Genomic DNA, 15,702 nt, shown 5'->3' with positions numbered 1-15,702 from the left:
TCTAAAAGCCCTTTCGTCATGATCTAGGTCAACACATAAATAGTCAAATAGTAAAAATAATTAAACAATAAAATATTTTTATATATTAGTTAAAAAAAATTTTTGATTTACTTAAAATAAATATAAATTTGAAGCAAATATAATTAAATGATAGTATAATGATATATAAAAACTTTCTAAATTGATATTATCTTTTGAATGTTTTAACACAAGCATTGAGGGGGATTTTTAATGGAAGTTATTACTTTTAACGATGCGGGGGAAAAGGTTAATCAGTTAATAAACAAATTTGGGCAAAATATTCAACATTGTTATCAATGTGGCAAATGTACTGCCGGTTGCCCGGTGGCCTTTGCAATGGACATTGCCCCCAACCAAATTATCAGAATGTTACAGTTAGGTTTGTTAGATGAAGCTTTGCGTTCGGAGACAATTTGGCTCTGTGCCACTTGCTCTACCTGCTCCACCCGTTGCCCCAAGGGCTTTGATTTAGCAAAACTAATGGATAGTCTAAGGTCCTATGCCCTTCAACAAGGTATTAAACCCAATGGCAGGGGTAGAAATGTATCCCTTTTTAACCAGCTTTTCCTGGATTCCTTACGGAAATACGGGCGCACCTACGAGATGGGTTTAATGCTTAAATATAACCTAAACTTACACACCCCCTTTAAAGATGCCATGCTAGGATTAGACATGTTTTCACGTGGGAAATTGAAACTTGCGCCTGAAAGGATAAAGGGAAGTAAAGATATCCTTCAGATCATGGAAAACATCAAGAAGTTGGAGATGAAGTAACATGAAAATTGCATATTATCCCGGCTGTTCTTTACAAACAATGGCTAAGGATTATGATATGTCTGCCCGAGTAGTAAGTGAATTCCTTGGCATCGAATTAGTAGAAATACCAGACTGGAATTGCTGTGGTGCCAGTGCTGCCCATGCCTCCAGCAAATACCTTCCAATTGCCCTATGTGCCCGTAATTTACATATGGTTGAGCAGATGGGTTTGGATGTAACTTCTCCCTGTGCTGCCTGCTATCAATCCCTGTCCTATGCCAACTGGAAATTAACCGGAGATCCTGATCTGAGGGAAAAAATTAACGATGCAACTGGCCAACCTTACCAGGGCGGCGTTAAAATACAATCCTTTATTCAGGTTTTTTCTAAACTTACTGCTGAAAAAATTCAATCCCAAGTGGTACAACCCCTAGAGGGATTAAAAGTAGCGGTATATTATGGCTGTTTACTTGTTCGTCCATCAAACGTAGTAGAAATTGATGATCCTGAAGACCCTCAAATTTTGGATAATTTAATAAGGGCCACCAGTGCAGAAACCGTAGACTGGACCCATAAGGTTGAATGTTGTGGTGGTTCTCTATCCGTAACCAATGAGGATATTTCTTTAAAGCTGGCCAGAGATATTTTGTCCAGCGCTGCAGAAGCCGGTGCTCACTGCATTATTACTGCCTGCCCCCAGTGCCATTTTAACCTTGATATGAAACAAAATAAAATGAATAAGGTCTTCAATACTGATTTAAAATTACCTGTTTTCTATTTTACCCAATTATTGGGTTTATCTTTGGGGATAGAACCCAATTGCCTGGGTATGGACCTAATGACAGCTAAAGCTATGTTATCCAGAATAAGCTAGTTTAGCCAGAGGGGGCGAAGATATGAACAGAATTGGCGTTTTTGTTTGCTGGTGTGGTTCCAATATAGGCAGTGTTGTTGATGTACCGAGATTGGCTACGGAAGCAGCCAAGTTTCCCGGAGTGGTTTTTAGCACCGATTATAAATATATGTGTTCAGTACCAGGACAAGATTTAATTGTTCAGAAAATCAGTGAATATCGCTTGGACAAAGTGGTAATAGCATCTTGCTCCCCACGGTTACATGAGCAAACCTTTCGAAAGACCCTAGAAAGGGCCGGGCTTAATCCATTTATGATGAGAATTGCCAATATCCGGGAACAGTGTGCCTGGGTACACAGCCGGCAAAAAGATGGAGCTACGGAAAAGGCCATTGCACTGGTACGGCGGGCTGTCGCTAAAGCGAACAACACAGAGCCCCTATATGAAGAAAGGATTCCGGTTACCAAGCGGGCACTGGTCATTGGCGGAGGTATTGCTGGTATTCAGGCTGCCCTGGATATTGCTGATGCCGGCCATGAAGTTGTGCTGGTGGAACGAGAACCAACCATTGGCGGTAAATCCGCTATGCTTGATAAAACCTTCCCCACGCTGGATTGCAGTGGCTGAATTGTCACCCCCAAGATGGTTGCTGTGGTACAGCACCCTAACATTAAGCTTTATACCTTTGCTGAGGTTTGCGAGGTAAGCGGCTTTATCGGAAACTTTAATGTTCGAATTAAACAAAAACCAAAATATGTGGACCATAACAAATGTACAGGCTGTGGCACTTGCTGGGAAAAATGTCCAGCTAAGGTCCCCAGCGAGTATAACCTACACCTGGGACAAAGAAAAGCCATTTACATCAGTTCTCCCCAGGCTGTACCGAACAAGCCAATTATTGACCCAAAGGGATGCCGTATGCTTTTAAGTGGTAAATGCGGTGTCTGCCAGAAAGTTTGCCAGGCGGAGGCAATCAATTATAAGGATACAGAGCAATTTTTTGAAGAACAAGTAGGGGCTGTGGTCATGGCAACTGGCTATGACTTGTTTGATTGGGCTGGTTCTTACGGAGAATACGGCCACAGTAAGTATCCAGATGTCATCAGCAGCTTGCAATTTGAACGACTACTTAACAGTTCCGGTCCTACCGGTGGTAAAATACTTCGGCCGTCGGACAGCAAAGAACCTAAAAGTATAGTGTTTATTAAATGTGTGGGCTCCAGGGATGAATCAAAGGGTAAGTCTTACTGCTCTAGGGCCTGCTGCATGTACACGGCTAAACACGCTCAACAGATACTGGAAAAGATTGAAGGGGCCAGAGTCTATGTCTTCTACATGGATGTGCGTACTCCAGGAAAGGGTTATGAGGAATTTTATCAGCGTTCGGTGAATGAGGGTGCTTGTTACATAAGGGGTCGAGTTTCAAAAATTTACCCCAAGGGTGAAAAATTAGTAGTCAGGGGTGCAGACACCCTGCTGGGGCGACCGGTGGAGGTTGAGACAGACCTGGTGGTATTGGCCACAGCTATGACACCCAGCAGAGGTTCGGATGAATTGGCCAAGGTAGTTGGGTTTACCACAGACAAAGATGGTTTTTATCAGGAAGCCCACCCCAAGCTTAAGCCTGTGGAAACCAATACCGGCGGTATCTTTTTAGCTGGATGTTGCCAGGGTCCCAAGGATATTCCAGACACTGTATCCCAGGCCAGTGCAGCAGCCGCCAAGGTAATCGTGCTATTATCTAAAGACGAACTAGCCACCAACCCAATGGTGTCCCAAATTGATGAAAGACGTTGTACCGGATGTATGGCCTGCCGTGATGTTTGTCCCTTCAATGCCATTGAAGAAAAATTAATCACTGATAAATCAATGGGGCAGGGAGTCCAACGCACTGTGGCTGCTATTAATACTGGTTTATGCCAGGGTTGTGGTGCCTGTGCAGCCACATGCCGCTGCGGTGCCGCAGATCTTAAGGGTTTTACAAACCAGCAGGTAATGTCTGAGATCATAGCCCTATGCATATAAGGTTTCTATTTTAGAGGAATTAGTCACCTCCTACCATTAGGGGAGGTGATTCTTTTTTTATCATGATGGCATAGGTTTTCCTATGAAAAGCGAATGACTCGGGATACTCTGGATATACTGGATGATATGAGCATTTTAAAGGGTTTCCCCTGTTTTTTGCACACCCCTTTATTTTGTTAATTACATTTAGAAAGTGATAAAATATACTTTAAAAATAAAATAAATAGACGCAATCTATTTATTTTCCTGTCTTTAGAATTTAAAATAAATTAAATAAATATGATGATTTAGCAAAAAAGGTGAAATATGTTGTTATATGAAGATTTTATCTGTTATGATAGATACAGGTTTATGTATATCTTAGTTTATACTTCTTCTTTATAGTAATTATTTAACTAATGAGGTGTAATAATACATGGAAAAGTCGACAATTATTGGTTTGTTTCTTGGCATCACAGCCATCAGTGTGGGAATGGTATTAAAGGGCGCACATCTTTCGTCTCTGTGGAATCCAGCGGCCATTATGATTATTTTTGTGGGGACAGCAGCGTCCCTATTTATTGCTTTCCCGATGTCAGAACTTAAAAAAATTCCCCGACTTCTGAAGATCACCCTGCAGGAGCCTAAACTGATGGCCAAAAGGGAAGTGGTTAATACCTTTGTTGCCTTGGCCAGTACCGCCCGTAGAGAAGGTCTTTTATCCTTGGAAAGTCAATTGGAAAGTATTGATGATCCTTACTTAAGAGGCGGTATGCAAATGATTATAGACGGAAGTGATGCGGAATTTGTAAAGTTCGTAATGGAAGAAGAGATTTATGCCACCGAAGAGCGTCACCGTTCCGGAGCACTTATTTTTACTCAGGCTGGTACCTACGCCCCTACCCTGGGCGTTTTGGGTGCGGTGGTGGGGTTAATTGCCGCTCTGGGAAACCTGAGTGATATTGAAAAATTGGGCCACTCCATTGCTGCAGCCTTTGTTGCTACACTGCTGGGAATTTTCTCGGGTTATGTTTTATGGCACCCTATTGCCAATAAATTAAAACGGATTTCTAAAAAAGAAATGGAAATAAAACAAATGATTGTTGAGGGGGTCCTGGCTATTCAAACCGGGCGCTCACCCATAGCCATAGAACAACAACTTTTAGTATACCTGTCTCCATCAGAAAGAAGTAGCTCAAAGGAGGAAGCAGAAAACGATGGCAAAGCACAGAGAGCAGCATGAGGAACATATTGATGAATCCTGGCTAATCCCCTATGCTGATTTGTTAACCCTTTTATTAGCTTTGTTTATAGTCCTTTTTGCTTCCAGCACCATTGATAATCAAAAATTTAACGCCATGAAGGAATCACTGAATGCTGCTTTAAACAGTGGGGCAGGCATCATGGAATCCAAATCCTTGTCTGATCAGTTGATTGATAAAACAGAGGTGAAAACCGATACTGTCGTGGAACTGCAGGAATTAAAGAAGCAGTTAGATCAGTATATAAAGGAAAATAACATGACAACAGAGGTGGAAACTAATATTATCAACAACCACCTAACTCTCACCATCCGGGACCGCGCTTTGTTTGATTCCGGCAGCGCCGTTGTAAAACCCCAATCCAGAAAGATTATTAAAGCAATGGGTAGTATCCTTCAACAGTACCCCAAATTTGAGGTGCTGGTAGCCGGTCATACAGATAATCAGCCCATTTACAACAACACCTTTGAATCCAACTGGGATCTTAGTTCCAAACGCGCCCTAAACTGCATGAAGATCATGCTGACCAATAAAAACCTAGACCCACGCCGCTTGGTTGCCATCGGTTACGGTGAATATCGACCCATTGCTGAGAACACAACCACCGAGGGCCGTGCCAAAAACCGCCGGGTAGAAGTTATTATCAATCAAAAGGTCATTCAATAAGACCTTTAACAAAGGCCTCCACAACTCTGTTAAATTCCCTCGGACGCTCCATCATCATCATATGCCCAGCTTTGGGTATAACAGATATCTGGGCGCCAGGTATCTGATCGAATAACAATTGACCAAATTTTACAGGAGTCATAACATCCTTTTCTCCTGAAATGATCAGGGTAGGCGCAGTGATCTCCCCCAACCTGTCCCCAACATTAAAATTATCACAGGCTGTGAAATCTGCAAAAAATACAGAGGGTGGAACACTTTCTAATTCCTTTTTTGCCCGGGAAAACATATCAGCGGAACTGTCCGGACTATATAAAAACTGTTCCAGACCAGCAAAGAATTTATTCTTTTTAAAACTTTCCAGCAACTGTGGCATAACCCGGAGCCGGGAACCTGTTCCCACAAGGACCAGCCCTGCCAGCCGGTGGGAATTCTTAAGGGCAAAGTCCATGGCTATGGCGCCACCCATAGAGTGTCCCACCAGAATAAAAGGAACGTCCAGTAAACAATCGACAAAATCCTTAATAAACCTACTGTATTCAGCAACACGGTTAAATGGGTTTCCTTCGGATAGGTCATGTCCCGGCAGATCCACTGCAATGGCTTGGTATTCTTTACTTAGGTGGGCTAGTTGTAAACGCCAGTGCCTGTGACTTCCCCCGGCGCCGTGCACAAACAATATCCTCTGCCGGGGTTTTTCTAAGGTAGGCACATTTGTATCATAATAATATTGAATGGAGTTTAGGGTAACGAGGGGCATTATCTTACCTCCTTAATAATCAGATGTAATTATTTTCCTAAATTTCTTGCTATGTAAGTTCAATGGATTGACTATTCTTTCGATATTAGCATGCCATTTCCTTTTTATTTTTATATTATTCAGACAATTATTAACCATTAAAAACATAACCCATTATTTTTACCCTTAGCTATTGAAAACACAAAGAATTACTCTGGCGATAATCCCAGGCGCGTAAGTTCCAAATCCGTCGGCACCAAATAACTAATCTTTCAGAAAATAATACGGGCTTCTTATGAATGGTAGAATAAAACAGTTACTCTTCCATTCATAAGAAGCCCGTTTGATACTTAATTGCTATGTTTACTTGCAACCCTTGCGGGTGGATGGTATGTCATTTACCTCATATTGCTTCTTCGCCAGATGCCATTCTTTTCAGCTTCCTTTATCAACTCATCCCGAAAATCCGGGTGGGCAATAGCTATTAGGGCCTCAGCCCGCTGCCAGGTTGTTTTCGCCTTTAATACAGCTTTACCATATTCAGTTATTACATATTGAACAGCCGCCCTATGAGTAGTAGCAATTGAACCGTTAGACAAAAAAGGCTTGATCCGCGAAATATTCTTTCCATTTTTATCTCTGTAGGTGGAAGTAAGACAAATAAAACTTTTACCCCCCTTTGAATTATATGCACCATCTATAAAATCTACTTGCCCGCCTGTTCCACTTATCTGCCTGACTCCAGAAGTTTCCGAATTAACCTGGCCAAATAAATCTATTTCCACGGCGTTATTAATAGACACTACTTTATCATTTTGTGCTATAATGTTGGGATTATTAGTATAATTTACCGGATATGTTGCACACATCGGGTTATTATTAATAAAATCATATAATCTTTGTGAACCTAAAGCAAAGGTATATACAATCTTACGTTGGTCTATGTTCTTCTTCCGTCCCGTTAATGCACCTGCTTCATACATATCTACAAAAGCATCCACCAACATTTCAGTATGCACACCAATATCCTTTAAATCAGATTCAGCTAACATCTTCCCTACCACATTGGGCATGCCGCCAATGCCTAGCTGAATACAGGAACCATCCTCTATTTCTTCCATAATATGGTTTGCTATCATACGATCTTCCTCTGAAAACGGAATTACTGGAGTCTGTTGCAGCGGCGTATTTTCCCCTTCAACTATAAAATCTACTTCAGAAATATGGATTGATTCCGAATTTCCACCCAAGGCCCGAGGGATGTTTTCATTTATTTCTAAAATAACAATCTTAGCATTATTGCAAGTAGCATAGGCATGGGAAACTGATGGACCAAAGTTGAAGTATCCGTGCTGATCCATCGGTGTAACCTGCAACATGGCTACATCAACTTGAATATAATTATTAAAATAACCGACGGCTTCCCTATAAAGTTGCGGGACATAGGAACATAGCCCTTTGTCAGATAACTTACGATCTATCACACTAAAATGCCAGTTATTATAACAAAAATGTTCTCTTGTAGGATCTACCTTTACTATCTCAGGAACTCCGTAAGCTGTACATACAGCCCGAACTTTTACATTCTGCAGTTCATCTTTTCTCTGAGCCAAAGCTCTATCTAATACTAGAGGACGACAAGCAAAAGATCCCCATTCAACCCAATCCCCTGATTTTACAACGCTAACTGCCTTTTCCGGGGATACTAATTTACTCTTATACATTTCTATATACTTACTCATTCATAACCAGCCCCTTTTAATAACTAATCTTATTATTCTAGGCTTGGAATTTATTGATTATTTAAAATTTTCAATCTTCTTTTTTTAAAAATTTTTATTTAGTTAACTACTTAGCTATGGTGGTTCAAGAAAATTCATGTAAAATCGTTAAGCCAACCGGCTCAACGATTTTACATTATAACAGGACAAGTACAAACCAATAGAGGGGAAAGCAAATAGATATAGTTTAAACTACGTATTTTCCTGCCTCTAAAACCTTCTTGGCAATTTTTTGCCTAATGTCAATTATATTAATAGGCTGATATTTACTAAGGCGTTTAGCTATGCTCAAGTTAGTACGAACCTCTTCATTACTTTCAAACATGTAAGCAATGGCTTGTTTAGCCCAATTCTCCAGCTTCGGAAATGCATCATAAATATAGGCCATTGCCAGCTCAATCTTAGTTTCAGCACTTGCTGCATCCTTAGCTAAAGCTTTCTTGGCCCGTAATAAGGCACTTTCCATTGCGTAGATTTCAATACACATATTTGCCATTATTTCAATAATCTCTTGTTCTTTAGCAAGTTTTTTCATGTACTTCTGAGCTGCAGTTCCGCCTATCAAAAGGAATAGTTTCTTAGCCCTATTTAACATATCAAACTCCACTTCAAGAGGAACTTCGCCCCCACTAGAAGTTTTTACTTGAAGTGAAATTAATTGACCAGCTAGGTCTTGAGCTGCTTGAAGCAAAGGCAGTTGCCCTTTCATGCCAAGACGCAGAAGGGTGGCAGGAATAATTAGACGGTTCACCTCGTTTGTACCTTCAAAGATACGATTAATTCTAGCATCTCGATACATTCTCTCAGCCGGGAATTCTTGAGTGTATCCGTAACCTCCATAGATTTGCACCGCTTCATCTGTCACATAAGCAAGACTCTCTGAACAATGAACCTTTGAGATAGAGCACTCAACGGCATATTCTTCTATAGCAGCGCCTATTTCCCTCCCGTCAACTTTACCATGTAATGCCTCTTCGATATTACCTACTAAACGGTAAATTAGACTTTCAGAAGCATAGGTTTTGGCAGCCATTTGAGCAAGTTTATTTTGAATCATACCAAACTTGGCAATAGGAATACCAAATTGCTGGCGTTCTAAGGCATATTTAGTTGCGTAAGAAATGGCAGATTTGGAAAGGCCAACACTACCCAATCCCAGTTTGTAGCGACCAATATTTAAAATATTAAAGGCTATTACATGGCCTTTACCAATTTCACCAAGCAAATTCTCAACTGGCACCTTAGCATCCTCAAAGATAAGCGAACAAGTTGAAGAACCCTTAATACCTAATTTCTTTTCTTCGGGACCAATGGAAAAGCCCGGAGTATCTCTATCCACAATAAAAGCAGTAAATTTTTCACCGTCAATTTTAGCATAAACAACAAATACATCAGCAAAGGACGCATTAGTAATAAAAATTTTCTCCCCATTTAGAACGTAGTATTTTCCATCCTCTGTAAGAACAGCCTTTGTCTTGGCAGCTAAAGCATCAGAACCAGCCATAGGTTCGGTAAGGGCATAGGCAGCAATTTTTCTGCCAGTAGCAAGATCGGGTAGATATCTCTTCTTTTGTTCTTCGGTACCAAAAAGTACAATAGGTAACGAACCAATTCCTGTGTGGGCAGAGAAACTTACAGAAAAACTACCTCCAGCTGAAATATTTTCGGTAATAATGGCAGAGGAGATTTTACCCATCTCGCCCCCTTCATATTCCTCTGGAACATCAGCAGACAAAAGACCTAACTCACCTGCTTTAGCAAGAAGGGATCTACTTAATCCTTCTTTTTGGTGATCTATTTCTTCTAAATTAGGAATAATTTCATTTTGGGTAAAATCAGCCACCATACTTTCAATCATACGTTGTTCATCTGAAAAATCTTCTGCAGTAAAGATTTTCTCTGGATCAATATCTTCAATTAAATAAAAAGCCCCTTTTTGCAATTCCATAGTATAATCCTCCCTCAATAAAATAAATTTTTCTTTCATTTACTCACTCATTCTTACAATTTCAAGCACATACAAACAAGGTTCAAAGGAATAATTTTAAATAAATTACATTATATGGTTGGTGGGGGTGTAGCCAATCAAAGGCTACGCCTAATTTTACAGATTATGGTTGCACAATGGATCTCCACATGTACCCTTGTGGTTTACCCTCCCACGTCTCACGGGGTCCAATATATGGCCCTTACATTCCTTCGTTCTACCTCTCAAGGGGTGGAGGCCAGGTATGCTCCTTTGCTGGGTCATGCCCGTATGGAAATATTAGTTCCCGGCTTCTCCGTGCTTCGTTTGTCTATCCAATTCATTGTGAATAAGTGTTAATATTTAATAGCCTTTTAAGCAGCTTCCTGTAATTGCTCTTGGCGTACAACGCCTAATACTTGCTCCGCGTCATATGGAGTTTGTTTACTGCCTATGGTGAACAAAATACGAATCAATTTTCCACAGAGGGCAACTATGGATTGCTTTTTCTTTAAGGGATTTCCATGCCTTGTTATTAAATATTGGTGGATGGCCTTAAACTCTCGGTTTTTTGCAACCATGACTAACACAGTCTTAAATAACAAGGCCCGCAGCCGGGGGCGCCCCCGTTTACTGATTCGTGATTGTCCCTTGTGTTTACCAGAACTGTTCTCTTTTAGGTTTAGGCCCGCCAACTTTATGATTTGTTGCCCATGTTCATATCCTTTTAAGTCGCCTACTTCTGCAAGAAATCCGGCTACTGTAACCAAACCGACTCCTGGAATGGTCATCATTTCTGTGCTTCCAGGTATTTGTTGCAGTAACTCTTGAACTGCTTCCATCAGGATTTCCATCTGTTTGCACAGGATGTCATATTGTTCAAGTAGCATCCTTATTTCATGACGGGCAAACTCTATCCCTGTGGATAGTCCGATGGATTCTCTAGCAACCTGCATTAGTTTGTTAGCTCTTTTTATACCAACTGCCCGTTTAATCTCAGTTTTCCACAGGGTTACAATTGCCTCTGTGCCTGTTTTGATGACTTCCCGGGGGAGTGGACAAGTATTTAATATCATCAAGGATGCTTTGCCTTCCCAATCTTTGAAAACACTTGTGTACTCGGGGAAGTACCGGTCAAGCCAGTTGTGGATTCTACCTTTTACTCGGTTAAGGTCTTGATTAAGACGGTCCCTTTGAACCATTCCCACCCGCAGTTCCGCATAGACACCTGTGGGTAAGTTGGGTTCTGAGTAACGGCCATCTTTTACTAATTGGGCAATTACCCTTGCATCTTTGATGTCGTTCTTTGTGGGCGAGTTATCATCTAATTCCTTGCTTCTCTTAACATGCAACGGATTTACAACTACAACTGGTACACCTTCTTTGCGCAAAAACTCAGCCATTGGTAACCAGTAGTGTCCTGTGGGTTCGATACCTACCAGAGCATGATCCTTACCGTGCTCTACCATCAAGGTTCTAATCCAATGCATCAGCTTGGTTAAGCCCGCCCTAGTGTTGTCAAAGACCAAGCGTTTCCCCAACTCGATACCCCTAAAATCCTGGGCACGTGCCACGTGTTTAGATTTGGCAATATCGGCTCCAATAATTAAAGTTGATTCAGTGAGTTGCTCAATTCTTTGTTTTTGTTTATAATTCATTTTGAAGTACCTCCTGTGTGATTAAATTAGGGGTCGGTCGCCTAGATAGCTCGACACCCAGTATATTACAGGAGGTGCTTTTCTTTTACAAAGACCATTTTATTTCCTTACAGGAATGCTCCTTTATATTTTTATACACTTATCCATTAGACTTCTTAGTTAACTATCTCGAATACACCGGCTGCCCCCATACCACCACCGATGCACATACTTACTACTCCGTAGTGCGCCTGTTGACGCTTCATTTCATACAGCAACTGGGTCGTTAATTTAGCCCCCGTACAACCCAGCGGGTGACCCAACGCTATCGCTCCACCGTTAACATTAATCTTAGTCGGATCCAGCTCCAGATCTTTGATACATGCTAAGGCCTGAACTGCAAATGCCTCATTCAGTTCAAACAAATCCACCTGTTCTTTAGTAATACCCGCCAATTTAAGTGCCTTGGGAATAGCTACTGTAGGTCCAATGCCCATTAATTCTGGCGCACAGCCACCCACAGCATAGGAACGAAATACAGCCATAGGCTTAAGTCCAAGGGACTTGGCTTTTTCGCTGCTCATAACCATTACAGCAGCAGCACCGTCACTGGTTTGCGAGCTATTCCCGGCGGTTACGCTGCCACCCTGCTTAAAGGCAGGCTTTAATTTTGCTAGTCCTTCAATTTTGGTGTCTGCTCTTACACCTTCATCTGTATCAAATACACTTTCTTTTATAAGCAGTTTGCCCTTTGACCAAGTTTTTTCACGAATAGTAAGGGGCACAATCTGATCCTTAAAGCATCCTTCGGTAATTGCCCTGGCTGCTTTGGCATGGCTATCTACCGCAAATTGATCTTGCTCTTCCCTGGAAATGCAGTATTTCTCAGCCACGTTTTCAGCAGTATATCCCATGCCCATATAAGCCTCGGGGTATGTCACCATAAGTTCCGGGTCTGGAGCAACCTTGTTGCCGCCCATAGGAACTACACTCATACTCTCAACACCACCGCAAATATAAACATCAGCTAATCCAGTCATAATTCTGGTGGCACCGATGGCAATGGACTCCAGTCCAGAAGAACAGTAACGATTAATGGTAAGACCGGAAACATCGATAGGTATACCAGCCTTTAAGAGAAGTAATCTTGCCATGTTCATCCCCTGCTCGCCTTCCGGGAAGGCACAACCAAATACAGCATCGTCAATCTCAGCAGGGTTAAGGCCGGGTGTTCTTTTAATTAATTCCTTTATTACTTCAGCCCCCATGAATTCAGGGCGTGTATTCTTTAATTTTCCTCGCGGTGCTTTACCTACGGCAGTACGCACCGCACTAACAATTACAGCTTCTCGCATTTTTTCTCCCCCCTAGTTCCTCAGTGGTTTATTAAACTTCAGCATATGTCTCATACGTTCGAGAGTCTTTGGCTCGCCTAGTAAACTCAAGAATGCTTGCCTTTCAAGATCTAACAGATCCTGTTCGGATACAATGGTTCCCGGTGTTACAGGGCCACCCGTTAGCACATATGCAATCTCTTTGGCAATCTTAGCATCATGCTCAGAAATCATTTTACCCCAGAGCATAGAGTAGATACCTAACTCAATTGCCGCATAACCAGCATCCCCAAGAGCTTGCATCTTCTTGGGTTGCCCCGGTCTAAATCCAGTTGCTGCCATCTCAAGAACCATGCGTTTAGCATCGCCAATGATACGATCACGGTCCGGGCTAAAGCAATCATTAGAACGTAAATAGCCTAATTTTATCGCCTCAGGACCGCTGGTGGATACTTTTGCCATGGCAATATTTTCGAAGGCCCGATTGATCATGGGTTGGATACCATTTGTACCGCCGGTAGTAATCTGGCTCTTTGGTGTTGCCAGTTCAGCAGCCCGGAAAGCCATTTCTTTACAGCCACCAGCCCCAGGAATTAAGCCAACACCCACTTCTACGAGGCCAATATAGGCTTCTGCAGCAGTGTTAACCCTGTGCGAATGAAGGATAACCTCACAGCCACCACCCAAAACCATACCGTGCGGAGCAGCTACCACAGGCTTATTGCAATACTTAAGTCGCATATTAGCTTGCTGGAACGAATGTACCATCAGGCCTAGCTCCTCGTATTCTTCGTTTTCAGCTTCCATCAGTATAAAGAACAGATTTGCACCAACGGAGAAATTCTTGCCATAGTTACCAATGACTAGGCCATCATAGTTTTTTTCCACTTCAGTAACGGCGGTATTGATCATGCTTATAATATCATCACCAATAGCATTGGCTTTGCTATGGAATTCCAGGCAAACCACGCCATCACCAATATCAATCAAGCTGGCGCCTTTATTTGATTTAATTACCTTTTTCTGTTCCTTGAGAGGGTTAAGATAAATAACCCCATTGGGAATCCGTTCTTGCACATCCTCTTCGGTGTTTTGAGCATAGATATATCTATAACCGTCTTTTTTGCTATAGAAACTGGTTCTACCGGATGCCAGTAGATCCTCAACCACTTTAGGAACAGTGCCCCCTTCGGCTTTAATGCGTTCGGCCACTTCCTGAACACCAAGGGCATCCCATATTTCAAATGGTCCAAAATCCCAATTGAAGCCCCACTTCATGGCATTGTCAATGGACGGGATATCATCAGAAATTTCACCTAACAGGTTGGCTGCATATACGAGAGAATCTCTTTGAACACGCCAAGCAAATTGTGCACCTTTGTCTTTACCAAACAATAATGCCTTCATTTGATTAAGCGGTTTACCTGCTTGTTTGGCGGCTTCCAGTGACGCAAACCTGGCTTTTTGCTTAGGTCTATATACCATGGAATTGTAATCAAATACTAATGTTTCACGGCCTTTGTCTGTCTTGACTTTTTTATAGAAACCTTGCTTAGTTTTATCACCTAGCAAACCCATTTCCAGCATTTTTTTAATAAACTCTGGTGTTTCAAAGATAGCCTTTTCATTCGGCTCAACCGCAACATCATATACATTTTTAGCCACATGTACCATTACATCCAACCCAACCATATCTAAGGTACGGAAGGATGCACTCTTTGGACGGCAAATGGCTTGTCCCGTCAAGACATCTACCTCTTCAGTGGTAAGGCTAAATTCCAACATTGTCTTGATAACTGTACACATGCCATGAACACCAATACGGTTGGCAATAAAATTGGGGGTATCTTTACAGATTACAACACCTTTACCCAATACACGTTCACTAAAATCTTGCATAAAGCTTATTACTTCCGGTAAAGTTTCATTGCAAGGTATGATCTCCAGCAGTTTCATATACCGGGGTGGATTAAAGAAGTGTGTCCCTAGGAAATGTTCTTTGAATTCCTGTGATAATCCCTCGCAAATTTTATTTATGGATATACCTGATGTATTAGAGGCTACTATTGACCCAGGCTTACGGTAGGCTTCAACCTTTTTGAACAAACTTTGCTTAATATCAAGCCTTTCAACAACTACTTCAATAATCCAGTCACACTCAGCAAGTACATTTATGTTGTCTTCAAAGTTACCTGGTGTGATAAGTGCTGCATTTTCCGATACATAAAAGGCTGCTGGTCTTGACTTTTGCAGATCATTTAAGCCATTTATAGAAAAACGATTTCTTACTTGGGGGCTATCCAGAGTTAACCCCTTTTTTTCCTCCTCTGGAGTAAGCTTGTTTGGTACAATGTCTAGTAAATAAGTGGGGATACCCACATTGGCCAAATGTGCAGCAATGGTTGCACCCATTACACCAGCACCAAGTACTGCGGCCTTGTTAATGCTGCGATTCATCTTCTTGTTCCTCCTTTAACCTTAATATTTGATTCCTTATACCAGTTAGTAACGAAGGTAATAGTTTACAAATTGGGTAGATTTCCAAAACAGTCTTATTTTTTCAGTGGTTTTTCCAGTTGTATTACGTTCTAAAAATTAGCTTAGCCTTCCTCAATAAAATCCTTTTTTAGACCTCCCATAAAGTCATAGTTAATGATCAAGTGCCCCTCCCCTCGTGATATA

At 41.6% G+C, this 15,702-nt stretch carries 12 protein-coding genes; 6 read left to right on the top strand and 6 right to left on the bottom strand.

All coding sequences use genetic code 11. The features are described from left to right. Nucleotides 1–231: 231 nt before the first annotated feature. From DRED_RS01900 to DRED_RS01880, 5 genes are all read left to right on the top strand, one after another. Nucleotides 232–795, top strand: a complete 564-nt coding sequence (locus DRED_RS01900; protein ID WP_011876744.1) for a 4Fe-4S dicluster domain-containing protein — start codon at nt 232–234, stop codon at nt 793–795. A gap of 1 nt (nt 796) precedes the next feature. Continuing rightward, the gene (locus DRED_RS01895) at nt 797–1,651 is read left to right on the top strand and encodes a CoB--CoM heterodisulfide reductase iron-sulfur subunit B family protein (protein ID WP_011876743.1); all 855 of its coding nucleotides are present in this window, start codon (nt 797–799) and stop codon (nt 1,649–1,651) included. Between the two features lie 22 nt (nt 1,652–1,673). Then, nucleotides 1,674–3,656, top strand: coding sequence for a CoB--CoM heterodisulfide reductase iron-sulfur subunit A family protein (locus DRED_RS01890; protein WP_011876742.1), 1,983 nt, complete (start codon nt 1,674–1,676; stop codon nt 3,654–3,656). 415 nt (nt 3,657–4,071) lie between these two features. Beyond that, nucleotides 4,072–4,878, top strand: coding sequence for a flagellar motor stator protein MotA (motA, locus tag DRED_RS01885; RefSeq protein WP_011876741.1), 807 nt, complete (start codon nt 4,072–4,074; stop codon nt 4,876–4,878). Continuing rightward, a complete protein-coding gene (locus DRED_RS01880) occupies nt 4,853–5,563 on the top strand; it encodes a flagellar motor protein MotB (RefSeq protein ID WP_011876740.1) in 711 nt (236 codons plus the stop codon). Before motA ends, DRED_RS01880 begins: the two co-directional genes overlap by 26 nt. Here the strand turns inward: DRED_RS01880 and DRED_RS01875 are convergent. The 3 genes from DRED_RS01875 to DRED_RS01865 all read right to left on the bottom strand — a co-directional run bounded on the left by DRED_RS01875 (nt 5,553) and on the right by DRED_RS01865 (nt 10,031). Further along, the gene (locus DRED_RS01875) at nt 5,553–6,323 is read right to left on the bottom strand and encodes an alpha/beta fold hydrolase (protein ID WP_011876739.1); all 771 of its coding nucleotides are present in this window, start codon (nt 6,321–6,323) and stop codon (nt 5,553–5,555) included. The two genes, DRED_RS01880 and DRED_RS01875, sit on opposite strands and share 11 nt — an antisense overlap. Before the next feature lie 377 nt (nt 6,324–6,700). Then, on the bottom strand, nt 6,701–8,044 hold the full coding sequence (locus DRED_RS01870; RefSeq protein ID WP_011876738.1) for an acetyl-CoA hydrolase/transferase family protein: 1,344 nt from the start codon (nt 8,042–8,044) through the stop codon (nt 6,701–6,703). A gap of 226 nt (nt 8,045–8,270) precedes the next feature. Further along, nucleotides 8,271–10,031: an acyl-CoA dehydrogenase family protein gene (locus DRED_RS01865; protein ID WP_011876737.1), complete on the bottom strand. Its 1,761-nt coding sequence runs from the start codon at nt 10,029–10,031 to the stop codon at nt 8,271–8,273. 234 nt (nt 10,032–10,265) lie between these two features. Between DRED_RS01865 and DRED_RS18485 the strand changes: the two genes are divergently transcribed. Beyond that, the gene (locus DRED_RS18485; RefSeq protein WP_156779556.1) at nt 10,266–10,409 is read left to right on the top strand and encodes a hypothetical protein; all 144 of its coding nucleotides are present in this window, start codon (nt 10,266–10,268) and stop codon (nt 10,407–10,409) included. A gap of 14 nt (nt 10,410–10,423) precedes the next feature. Here DRED_RS18485 and DRED_RS01855 read toward each other — a convergent pair whose 3' ends face one another. From DRED_RS01855 to DRED_RS01845, 3 genes are all read right to left on the bottom strand, one after another. Then, the gene (locus tag DRED_RS01855) at nt 10,424–11,707 is read right to left on the bottom strand and encodes an IS110 family RNA-guided transposase (protein WP_011876735.1); all 1,284 of its coding nucleotides are present in this window, start codon (nt 11,705–11,707) and stop codon (nt 10,424–10,426) included. 155 nt (nt 11,708–11,862) lie between these two features. Then, the gene (locus tag DRED_RS01850) at nt 11,863–13,041 is read right to left on the bottom strand and encodes an acetyl-CoA C-acyltransferase (protein ID WP_011876734.1); all 1,179 of its coding nucleotides are present in this window, start codon (nt 13,039–13,041) and stop codon (nt 11,863–11,865) included. A gap of 12 nt (nt 13,042–13,053) precedes the next feature. Continuing rightward, on the bottom strand, nt 13,054–15,477 hold the full coding sequence (locus DRED_RS01845; RefSeq protein WP_011876733.1) for a 3-hydroxyacyl-CoA dehydrogenase/enoyl-CoA hydratase family protein: 2,424 nt from the start codon (nt 15,475–15,477) through the stop codon (nt 13,054–13,056). Nucleotides 15,478–15,702: the final 225 nt, after the last annotated feature.

Origin of the sequence: Desulforamulus reducens MI-1 (assembly GCF_000016165.1) — a bacterium.
Classification (GTDB): Bacteria; Bacillota; Desulfotomaculia; order Desulfotomaculales; family Desulfotomaculaceae; genus Desulfotomaculum; species Desulfotomaculum reducens.
Note: the sequence above shows the minus strand (reverse complement) of the source record. Positions and strands in the feature narration are given on the sequence as shown.

Excerpts from the sequence above, each read along its gene's own strand:
- DRED_RS01880 (WP_011876740.1), top strand. The coding sequence starts at position 4,853 with ATGGCAAAGCACAGAGAGCAGCATGAGGAACATATTGATGAATCCTGG.
- motA (WP_011876741.1), top strand. The coding sequence starts at position 4,072 with ATGGAAAAGTCGACAATTATTGGTTTGTTTCTTGGCATCACAGCCATC.
- DRED_RS01875 (WP_011876739.1), bottom strand. The coding sequence starts at position 6,323 with ATGCCCCTCGTTACCCTAAACTCCATTCAATATTATTATGATACAAAT.
- DRED_RS01855 (WP_011876735.1), bottom strand. The coding sequence starts at position 11,707 with ATGAATTATAAACAAAAACAAAGAATTGAGCAACTCACTGAATCAACT.
- DRED_RS18485 (WP_156779556.1), top strand. The coding sequence starts at position 10,266 with ATGGCCCTTACATTCCTTCGTTCTACCTCTCAAGGGGTGGAGGCCAGG.
- DRED_RS01895 (WP_011876743.1), top strand. The coding sequence starts at position 797 with ATGAAAATTGCATATTATCCCGGCTGTTCTTTACAAACAATGGCTAAG.
- DRED_RS01865 (WP_011876737.1), bottom strand. The coding sequence starts at position 10,031 with ATGGAATTGCAAAAAGGGGCTTTTTATTTAATTGAAGATATTGATCCA.
- DRED_RS01900 (WP_011876744.1), top strand. The coding sequence starts at position 232 with ATGGAAGTTATTACTTTTAACGATGCGGGGGAAAAGGTTAATCAGTTA.
- DRED_RS01845 (WP_011876733.1), bottom strand. The coding sequence starts at position 15,477 with ATGAATCGCAGCATTAACAAGGCCGCAGTACTTGGTGCTGGTGTAATG.
- DRED_RS01850 (WP_011876734.1), bottom strand. The coding sequence starts at position 13,041 with ATGCGAGAAGCTGTAATTGTTAGTGCGGTGCGTACTGCCGTAGGTAAA.
- DRED_RS01870 (WP_011876738.1), bottom strand. The coding sequence starts at position 8,044 with ATGAGTAAGTATATAGAAATGTATAAGAGTAAATTAGTATCCCCGGAA.